Genomic DNA, 9885 nt, shown 5'->3' with positions numbered 1-9885 from the left:
CCTGCCCAAAGGCAGGAGATTCTGGTTCCTGGCTCTGCGACAGCACTTACCGTGTTGGGCTGCCCCTCTACGACAGCGGTGCTCATCTCCCCAGGCATTCCCCCTTGCGGGGCAGTTCCCTAAACCCAGTTTTCTTGGTAAGGATGAATGCGAGCCGCCACCGGACTGGCCAGCCCCAGCCACAACAAGGCCAGGATCCCGACCTAGGCCTAGAGGCGAGACGGGATCCGACATCTCATAGGCAACTTCCGATCCAGACCTAGAGATAGGCCGATAGGTCGCTGTGGCTTTCGTTCTTGGTACCGCCCCAGCCGGGAACAGTCTTGGCCTGCACCAGAATGTAGCCCGCAATCAGCTTCAGATCCTCGTCGGTGAGGTTGCGCAGACGGGGATACTCACTGGTGAGCTGGGTGTTGGGGTGATACTCCAACAGAGACTCCACCCCGTCATAGGTGACCGGATTCTTGATGTAGTCCACGATTGCCAGCACATTATCCCGTGGGGGAGTTGCCCCCTCCAGATCCGAAAGCTTCAAGCTTACGTCTGGGTTGGGATAGGTCTGACCGCCCACATGGCACTGGGCGCACGCGGTGTTGAATAACTTCTTCCCTTTGGCCAACTGGGCCTCGGTAAAGGTAATGGACTCGGTTGGCGACAGAGCCACCGCAGGAATATCCTTAGCTGCAAACACTGGAGCCAGACCCCAGCCAAACCCAGCCATCAACACAGCCAACAGCAGGACAAGCAACCGACGACGCGCTGGCACAAACACCTTCTGAACAGAAAAAGCTTTGCTAAACATGGTTCTCCGTAGATCAGTCTAGAAAGAGGAGAGGTGGGCTCCACTCCAGCCGCAAACCCGACAACAGGATCAAGAATAGACCATCAAGAGATCATTTGCAGATGGGATCCGAGATGGTTTCCCAATCGGTTCCATTTGCCTTTGGTGTTAAGTTTGATTACGGAGCTGTGGCCTGTTGGGGGTCTGTTGGCCGGGAGCTGACTTGGCCACAGCCCGGTCGAGGTGGGGAGAACTGAGCAGGTAATATAGAGCTTGGCTTGCTTGCCCGGCAACCTCACAGCAGGAGAATACGGCAGACTCCGTTCCAGGTTTTTGCAGGATTGCCCCCATGTCCTCTGTCCGATTCCAGCCGTTGCGGGTGGCTTTCACCTGTGCGGATCCCAGTCAGATCCAAATGCCTGTTGCCAATTTGCTGGCGGCTTTGCCGGCCTCACCGCTTCTGGCCTACACAGATCCGGAAGCAGCAGACTTGCGGGTAGAGCTGTTGCCCGATGCCATTTATCACTTTTACCGTCGGGGGGAAGAGGTGGCTCTGGCGGCCTTCCGGATCCCGGTGAAAAAGCTACAGGCCCTGCCTCGCAAGCTGGTGCGGCTGTTGGAGCACGTGGCTGCTTTTGGTAATCTTTTGAACCTGCAACCTGCCAGCGATGCGCTGAGCAGCATCTTGGAAGTGGAATTTCTCCAACTGGAAACCCCGGCCAGCAGCTCTGCCCCTGCCGAAGTGAGCCCCCTGCCGCGGGATCCCCAAGGGAAAGTGCAAATCCAAGCAGGCCGCAACCTGGCCATTGCCTTGAGAAACAGAGCCCCCACTCCAGTGCATGTTTATGTCACCGTCTTTGACGAGCGGCGGTACAGCGTGGATTTGGTTTACCCCTATCAACCAGATCTGCCTGCCCGTTTACGCCCCAACGAGAGCCTGCTGATTGGCTCTGGCCCCCGCTACTTGCTGCAGATGCAACTGCCAGAAGGAACAGACGTAGCGGTGGATCACTTCAAAATCTGGGTCAGCAGCACCAGCATGCAGCCAGGCATTATGGTGATGCCCCCTCTGGGGCAACGGCTGGAACCTCCCTCAGAAGATCCCTACGGGGCCGGATCCCGTCTAGATCGAGAGGTAAGGCTGGCCGTTCTGGGCAAGGCAGGCAGCACTCCCATGCCAGCTTTTGCCGAGGATCCCTGGTGGTGTATGGAGCAAGCCGTCAAGATTGTGGCCTGAGCCGATGCTCTTGGGGACTTTTTCAGACTTTCAGAGATGGCTTTTCAGGATCCCATCAAAGGTAGACTCAACCTCATCGACGCCAATCACTGACAGGTGATAGAGGGAAGATAGACTACTTCTTGTATCTTGACTAACATCAGTTAAAACTATGAAAGCTTGGCTTCCCTGAAGACCGAGTTCATGAGCGATTCCGGAGTATTTTTGTATTTTATCTTGGTACCCACCTGTCCTCGATTCCACCCAGTAGAATTTATCATTGATATGGAAGAAAAGATCCATCTCAAAATCGGCTCTATTCGATAAAGTAACTTGGGCATTCGCGACGTAAGAGAAACTGATCTTTTCGGTGTGAGCCTCAACAAGGCGGATCAGCGTGCCCCTAACATATCTTTCCAGCCAGTTCCCTGCCAGAAAATTCAGCGCCTGAGGCGACCTACTGGGTCTCGCTACCAAAAGGCATCTGGGCGCCTTAGAGTATCTGTACTCTTCCAAAAATGCGATGTCGTGTAACTCCTTAGCAACTTGGCAAGTTGAACTGACTACTTGTGGAGGTTCGTCTCTAAGGTTTAGGAAGAAAGAACTGCCGCTCTTCATGTTTGATTTAACCATTCCATAAAATCTCTTGATAAAAGAGTATCGGCTGCCCATAAAGGCGGCTATTTGATCTAGCTTTTCCTCTTTTTCTTCCGCAGCTATGCTTTTTATCTTTATGTTTTTTGAGTTTAAGAACGACTCTATCTTTGATATATCAACAGTAGCTGTCCCATCCTTGTCTCTTAGTACTTCGTCTGGTGTCTCAGGATCTGGTGCTTTACCAATGACCTGAGTAACCTGCTCATTCTGGGAGTCCTGATTTGCAGTTGGGCATATCCCGGATCCATGAGAACTTTGAATAGTAACCCGTAGTTGCCGATAAATATCTTTGGCCTCTTCCACTAGATTTTCCAGAATGGCTAGCTGATTGTTCAGTTGCTGGCCATGTTCGGCCAACTTTACAGATATAGCTTGTAGAAAGTCTCTGCCCCAGTCCTGTAGCAAGCTTTGCTGGCTGTCAGCAAGGCGAAATTTAAACTCTTCAAGGGTAGCTTGGACGGCCTGTAACTTTTCCTGTAACTTTTGAGAAATCTTGTCTACCAATCCTTCGCTCAACTTGATGAGTGCTTTGTCCGGGTTGTTGAGTTCTTGGCTGCGTTGGCTTAGCTGCGAAGATATATCTCTGATAATCTCTCGTTTCCAGATTTCCAGTTTAGGACTGGCCCCATACTGGCGAGCAACGTAAATGCCTACCGAGAAACCAACAGCTGCCCCAATCAATAAAACCAAAACTAAGTCCATCAGATACTCCTGTCCTCTGCTGCTGTTACTTTTCTTTCCAGTTAACTGGATTACCTGCTTGCCTCAACATGATAGGAGGAGATAGGTGAATTTTCAAGCAGATGGGGACCTGCCTCTGACCGAAGCTGGGCGCCGACAAGGGATCCCAGCCAGCCTTGCTGAAGAGCTTCTTGAGCAGGAGTCAGTTCAGGCAATACCTCCAACGTGTAGACATCGGGCCGAGGGGGATCCAACGGGATCCAAAAGTGTTTCAACTGGTCCGCTTGAAAAACGCTCAAACAAATGATCTGGTGGGGCTGATAGGCCGTCAAGCGTTCCGCCAAGTTGGCAGCGCTCACCCTGAACCCATCCAGGGCCACCAGCTCATCGCCGGCCCAGATGCCCGCTTTTTGCGCCGGGGATCCCATCTCTACTGCGCTGATGCGATTGCCCTCGCCGTTGAAATTGAGGCCCAGGTAGGGGGGAAGGTTGGGTCGGCTGAAGTGGGCTTTAAGGGTGAGGCCAAAGGGGTGTAGGTAAGTGTTGTAGTCTAGCTCTTCCGTGCCTTCCACATAGGCTGCGAAAAACCGGCCAAGATCGGCACCGGCTGCCCGCTCAAACGCCTCCCGCAAGTCTTGGTCGCTGTAGCCCTTCCCTGACCGACCAAAGCGCTGCCACAGATCCTGCAAAGCTGTATCCAGGGATCCCCGACCGCCGGAAAGGTGACGGATGTGCAGATCCAGCAGCCAACAGACCAAAGCCCCCTTTAAGTAATAAGAAACCTGGCTGTTGAGGGTGTTTTCGTGGGGGCGGTAGAGTTTGATCCAGGTATCGAAGCTGGACTCCCGCAGCGATTGCACGGCCCGGCCCGGAGTACGCTGCAAGCGGCCAATCTGTTCGGAAAGAATCTTCAAGAAATCGCCGGCACTGAGGATCCCTGCCCTCAATAAGATGACGTTTTCGTAATAGCTGGTCGCCCCCTCACAAAACCACAGACATTCCAGATAATTTTCTTGGTTGTAATCGATCTTTTCCAATGCCAGAGGACGCAGACGCTTGACATTCCAGGCATGAAACAACTCGTGGGCCATCAGAGCCAAAAACCGACGATAGGACTCCGGCTGATGCAGCTCTAGCCCAGAGTAAAGAAGGGTGGTGCTGTACTTGTGCTCAAGGCCACCAAATCCTCCCGGCGACAAATGCACGATAAACCAGTAACGGTCATAGGGTAGCCCACCAAAAAATGCGGCTGTGGTTTCGACAATGGCCTTGGCATCGGCAACGGCCCGATCGACATCTAGAGTGCCTGACCCCCAAACCACAAGGTAATGCGGGATCCCTTCCACCTCAAACGATTGCACTCGATGTGGACCCACCTCCACCGGGCTATCCACCAGCTCGTCGTAGTCTTCCGCCACAAAAGACTGGCCGGAAGTGGGATCCTCAGAAGGAGAGGTCAAGGGCCGCAAACTGGTGGCGATGTGCCAATCCGGCTTGGGGGGGATCACCGTCAAAGTGTAGGGTTCCCGCTCGCGACCGGGCACGTAGAGGAAGAGCGCTGCCCCGTTGAAATAGGCGTGGGTCAAATCCAGATGGTTCGTGCGCACCGTCAGCTCATAGGCATAGACCCGATAGCACACCTTCACAGCAGAAGAACCCGGCGGATCGATTTGCCAGGTATTCTTATCCACCTTCCGCCAGGCCAAAGGGATCCCTTGCTCAGTTGCCGCCTGAAACTCCTGCACGTGACGGGCATATTCCCGCACCAGGTAGGATCCCGGCGTCCACACCGGCAGCCGCAGCCGCAAAGGCATCTTTGGCTCCACCTCTCGGAGCAGCAGCTCCACCTCCAGGAGGTGATTGGCCGGATCCGGCATCCGCACTGTGAAATGCTGGCGGCTCAGTTGAGAAGGTGCAGCAACGATAACCTCTGGGATCCCCATAGATAGATAGATAGAATGTTCCAACCCACTCCACTCTCTACCGCCAAGGGCCGACACAACCCCCAGCGACAATGGCTCTTATCCTAACCCCTGCTTTCGGTTGGGGATCCCTTTCTGGGGCAAAAACGAGACTTAAAAATGTAGCGCGTGCTACAAAGATACCTAGGCAGAACCTTCTACTTTAGGGTAAATCTTGGTATCCTCGTAGATTCTGAAGTCAATGGGTTGCAACCTAGCCTAATGCTTCTAGATTGATCTTAGTAGGTTGATCTTAGGTATAAACTGACCTTAAAAGGTTGATGAGTATGGCGGTGGCCGTAGCGGAAAAATCTCTGATCACAGCCTTCAAGCAATTGGGAGGCCCTCACCATCCTCCGGTTATCGAAACGTTCGAGCGCGGGAAGACCATTTTTTTTCCAGGGGATCCGGCGGAGCGGGTTTACTTTTTGGTAAAGGGAGCGGTTAAGCTCTCGCGGGTCTACGAAATGGGAGAGGAAATCACAGTTGCCCTCCTGCGCGAAAACAGCATCTTCGGCGTGCTCTCCTTTATCACGGGACAGCGCTCCGACCGCTTTTATCACTCGGTGGCTTTTACACCTACCGAGTTACTCTCTCTACCGATCGAGCAGGTGGAAAAATCCTTGCAGGAGAACGCCGAACTGGCCATGTTGCTGGTTAAAAGCCTGTCGTCTCGTATCTTGCAAACGGAGATGATGATCGAGACGCTGGCTCATCGCGACATGGGATCCCGTCTGGTCAGCTTTTTGTTGATTCTCTGTCGCGATTTCGGAGTGCCTGGCCCAGATGGGGTCACCATCGATCTCAAGCTGTCTCACCAGGCCATTGCCGAGGCCATTGGCTCAACCCGCGTCACCATCACCCGCCTGTTGGGAGAGCTGCGCAAGAAGAAGTACATCTCCATTCACAAGAAGAAGATCACCGTACACGACCCGATGCGGCTGAGCCATCGCTTTGCCTAGAAGGAAGAGGAGAACACCTCCTGAGTAGCACCCTGCCTAGGCAAACCCCGCTCGATGGTTGGTTGAAGCTCTGGCCGGCCTATGTTCAATCTACTGCTGCAGCCTTGAAGAATCTCTGTGCCCGAAGGACAGACTTAAAGTTTTCTGGAAGCTGACCGGATCGCGGGCAAGAATCTACTAGTCTATGGGGGGATCTGGCTTTGGCCAGAGCTATCTAGCCAATTGCTGAGGTGTAACTGTGGAAACGGCCATCGAGTGGATTACCGCCCATGAGATCCTCGACTCGCGAGGACGCCCCACCTTAGAGGCCCTGGTGGGTCTAGCCAATGGAGCAACGGGCTTGGCGCAGGTTCCCAGCGGTGCTTCGACCGGTACCTTCGAGGCCCACGAGCTGCGGGACGGGGATCCCAAACGCTACGGCGGTAAGGGTGTGCTGAGGGCGGTGGAAAACATCCTTGGCCCCATCCAGTCGGAGCTGCAGGGAGAAGATGCCCTCAACCAAGCCCGTATTGACCAGTTGCTGATCGACCTGGACGGCACCCCCAACAAGTCCCGCCTGGGGGCCAACGCTATTTTGGCAGTTTCTCTGGCGACAGCCAAAGCGGCTGCGGAAGCAGTGGGCTTGCCTCTTTACAAATACCTGGGGGAGCCCTTTGCCAACCTGCTGCCGGTGCCGCTGATGAACGTGCTCAACGGCGGCGCCCACGCCGACAACAACGTCGATATTCAAGAATTTATGCTTGTGCCCATTGGAGCGGCCAGCTTTCGCGAGGCGCTGCGCTACGGGGCTGAGGTGTTTGCGGTACTAAAACAAGTGCTGCAGCAGAAGGGGCTGTCCACCGGTGTGGGGGATGAAGGGGGGTTTGCTCCTGATCTCGACTCCAATGCGGCGGCTTTGGATCTGCTGATGACGGCTATTGAACAGGCAGGCTACAAACCGGGAGCAGATATCGCCTTGGCCTTGGATGTGGCCGCCAACGAGCTGCTGCAGGATGGGCAATATCACTTTGAGGGCAAAGCCCACAGCGCGGCTGAGATGGTGGCTTACTACCAGCAACTGCTGGCCAACTATCCCATCCTTTCCATTGAAGATGGGCTAGCGGAAGAAGACTGGGCCGGTTGGCAAGCCATGACCGCTCAACTGGGATCCCGGGTACAGCTGGTGGGAGATGACCTGTTTGTAACCAACCTGACCCGCCTGCAAAAGGGTATCGACAGCGCCGCCGCCAACGCCATTTTGATCAAGCCCAACCAAATCGGCACCCTGACGGAGACCGTCTCGGCCATCCAATTGGCAGTTCAAGCCGGCTTTCGCACCATCATCAGCCACCGCTCTGGCGAGACGGAAGACACCACCATTGCCGACTTGGCGGTGGCCACCCGTGCCGGGCAGATCAAAACCGGATCCCTCTGCCGCAGCGAGCGCATTGCCAAGTACAACCAACTGCTGCGCATCGAAGACGAGCTGGGGGAAGCGGCAGTTTATGCCGGTCGGGTGGGCCTGGGTCCTAGAGCTCGCTAACTTCCCGTTCCGTCCCAGGGGATCCCTAGCACCTGCACCAAAAAGGCCCAGCGGTCGGCAGCTTCCTCAATCAGCTTGCTGGTGGGCTTGCCGGCCCCGTGCCCTGCCTTGGTGTCGATGCGGATGAGGATGGGCTGGGATCCCCCCTGGGCTGCCTGCAGGGCAGCGGCAAACTTGAAGCTGTGGGCGGGCACCACCCGGTCGTCGTGATCTGCGGTGGTGATCAGGGTGGCGGGGTAGGCGGTGCCGGGCTTGAGGTTGTGCAGGGGGGAGTAGGCGTAGAGGGCCTTGAATTCCTCCGGGTCTTCCGGGGATCCGTACTCGGAGATCCAGGCCCAGCCGATGGTGAACTTATGAAAGCGCAGCATGTCGAACACCCCCACGGCGGGGAGGGCTGCTGCAAAGAGATCCGGCCTTTGGGTCAGGCAGGCCCCCACCAAGAGGCCGCCGTTGCTGCCGCCGGCGATGGCCAACTTGGAGGGGTTGGTGTAGCCGTTGGCCATGAGCCACTCAGTCGCGGCAATGAAGTCGTCGAAGACCTTTTGCTTGTTGAGCTTGGTGCCCGCTTGGTGCCAGGCTTCCCCGTATTCGCCGCCGCCGCGCAAACTGGGCTGGGCGTAAACCCCTCCCATCTCCAGCCAGGCCACCAGGCCCACCGAAAAGCTGGGGGTCAGAGAGATGCCAAAGCCGCCGTAGCCGTACAGCAGGGTGGGGTGATCCCCTGTCCGCGCTAGGCCGCGGCGGTGGACAAGGAACATGGGGATGCGGGTGCCGTCTTGGCTGGCGTAGAACACCTGCTGCACCTCGTAGGCCTGGGGATCGAAATCCACCTGGGGCTGACGGAACAGGGTGCTGGTGCCGCTGGTGAAATCGTAGCGGTAGATGGTGGGTGGGGTGGTGAAGCTGGTGAAGGTGTAGAAGGTCTCGGTGTCGTAGCGCTTGCCGCCAAAGCCGCTGGCGGATCCCAGCCCGGGCAGCGGAATTTCCCCCAGGTAGCTACCGTCTAAAGCAAAGGTCTTGATCTGGGTGTGGGCGTCTTTGAGGTAGAAGGCCACAAACTGATTGTTGATCAAGCTAACCCCCTGCAGGGTCTCCTCCGCCTCAGGGATCACCTCCTGCACCCGGTCAGGCTGCTCCAAGTCGATGGCCACCAGTCGCCGCCGAGGAGCTTGGCAGTCCGTCAACAGCCAAAAGCGGGATCCGTCGTTGCCCACGAAGCTGTATTCGGCCTCAAACTCGCGGATGAGCTCTACTACAGGAGACTGGGGATCCCGCAGGTCTTTGTAGAAGATGAGATTCTTGGGATCCGTACCCCGCCAGACGGAGATGATCAAGTAATCACCATCTTCCGTAACCCCGCCGGCAAACCCCCATTCCTTTTGGTCGGGGCGGTGATAGACCAAGGTATCTTGCGACTGGGGAGTGCCCAGGCGGTGGTAGTAGAGCTTTTGAAAGTAGTTGACGCTTTCGTATTCGCTGCCGGGGGCCGGTTCGTCGTAGCGGCTGTAGAAAAATCCTTGCCCATCCAGCGTCCAGCTCGCCCCGGAAAACTTGACCCAGCGGAGGTGATCCGGCAAATCCTCGCCGGTTTCGATGTCCCGCACCTTCCATTCTTGCCAGTCGGAGCCGGAGCGGGAGAGACCATAGGCCAGATACCGCCCATCACGGCTGATGGCAATGCCCGATAGAGCCACCGTACCGTCTTCCGAGAAGGTGTTGGGATCCAGCAAAACCCGCGCCTGGCCCTCTAGACTTTCTTGGGTGTAGAGAACGCTCTGGTTTTGCAGGCCGTCGTTTTTGAAGTAGAAGTAGCGGCCCCCTTCTTTGAAGGGCTGGCTGTATTTTTCATAGTTCCAGAGCTGGGTCAGGCGTTCTCGGATCCGCTGCCGGGCTGGGATCTGCTGCAAGTAGTTAAAGGTAAGGTGGTTTTGCGCCTCAATCCAGGCCCGCGTCTGCTCTGAGTCCAGATCCTCCAGCCAGCGGTAGGGATCCGGTACCGCCTGCCCGTGGTAGATGTCCACAACAGTGGGATCGGGATAGCTGGGCGGGTAGTTGAGCATGAGACCTAAGCGCTAGAGCATGACTCTAGTCAATAATAAGCTCAA

7 protein-coding genes are annotated in these 9885 nt (G+C 55.9%); 3 read left to right on the top strand and 4 right to left on the bottom strand.

Going from position 1 to position 9885, the window contains the following annotated elements; translation table 11 throughout:
• Positions 1–259 precede the first annotated feature (259 nt).
• Positions 260–802, bottom strand: coding sequence for a photosystem II cytochrome c-550 (gene psbV / locus NW856_RS05340; protein WP_414350243.1), 543 nt, complete (start codon positions 800–802; stop codon positions 260–262).
• A 328-nt stretch (positions 803–1130) separates the two neighbouring features.
• Between psbV and NW856_RS05335 the strand changes: the two genes are divergently transcribed.
• Positions 1131–2018: a hypothetical protein gene (locus NW856_RS05335; RefSeq protein WP_414399432.1), complete on the top strand. Its 888-nt coding sequence runs from the start codon at positions 1131–1133 to the stop codon at positions 2016–2018.
• A gap of 30 nt (positions 2019–2048) precedes the next feature.
• On the opposite strand, the gene NW856_RS05330 is transcribed toward NW856_RS05335, so the two are convergent.
• Together NW856_RS05330 and NW856_RS05325 are read right to left on the bottom strand one after the other, a co-directional pair.
• Positions 2049–3356, bottom strand: coding sequence for a hypothetical protein (locus NW856_RS05330; protein ID WP_414399431.1), 1308 nt, complete (start codon positions 3354–3356; stop codon positions 2049–2051).
• Positions 3357–3406: 50 nt separating this feature from the next.
• Entirely contained in the window at positions 3407–5302 is a 1896-nt protein-coding gene (locus NW856_RS05325) for a M61 family metallopeptidase (RefSeq protein WP_414399430.1), read from the bottom strand.
• 281 nt (positions 5303–5583) lie between these two features.
• On the opposite strand from NW856_RS05325, the gene ntcA reads away from it, so the two are divergent.
• Both ntcA and eno read left to right on the top strand, forming a co-directional pair.
• Positions 5584–6258, top strand: coding sequence for a global nitrogen regulator NtcA (gene ntcA / locus NW856_RS05320; protein WP_011434093.1), 675 nt, complete (start codon positions 5584–5586; stop codon positions 6256–6258).
• Between the two features lie 238 nt (positions 6259–6496).
• A complete protein-coding gene (eno, locus tag NW856_RS05315; protein WP_414399429.1) occupies positions 6497–7780 on the top strand; it encodes a phosphopyruvate hydratase in 1284 nt (427 codons plus the stop codon).
• Here eno and NW856_RS05310 read toward each other — a convergent pair.
• The gene (locus tag NW856_RS05310) at positions 7777–9840 is read right to left on the bottom strand and encodes a prolyl oligopeptidase family serine peptidase (protein WP_414399428.1); all 2064 of its coding nucleotides are present in this window, start codon (positions 9838–9840) and stop codon (positions 7777–7779) included. The two genes, eno and NW856_RS05310, sit on opposite strands and share 4 nt — an antisense overlap.
• Positions 9841–9885: the final 45 nt, after the last annotated feature.

It is taken from the genome of Synechococcus sp. R3-13, from assembly GCF_047462195.1.
Classification (GTDB): domain Bacteria; phylum Cyanobacteriota; class Cyanobacteriia; order Thermostichales; family Thermostichaceae; genus Thermostichus.
Note: the sequence above shows the minus strand (reverse complement) of the source record. Positions and strands in the feature narration are given on the sequence as shown.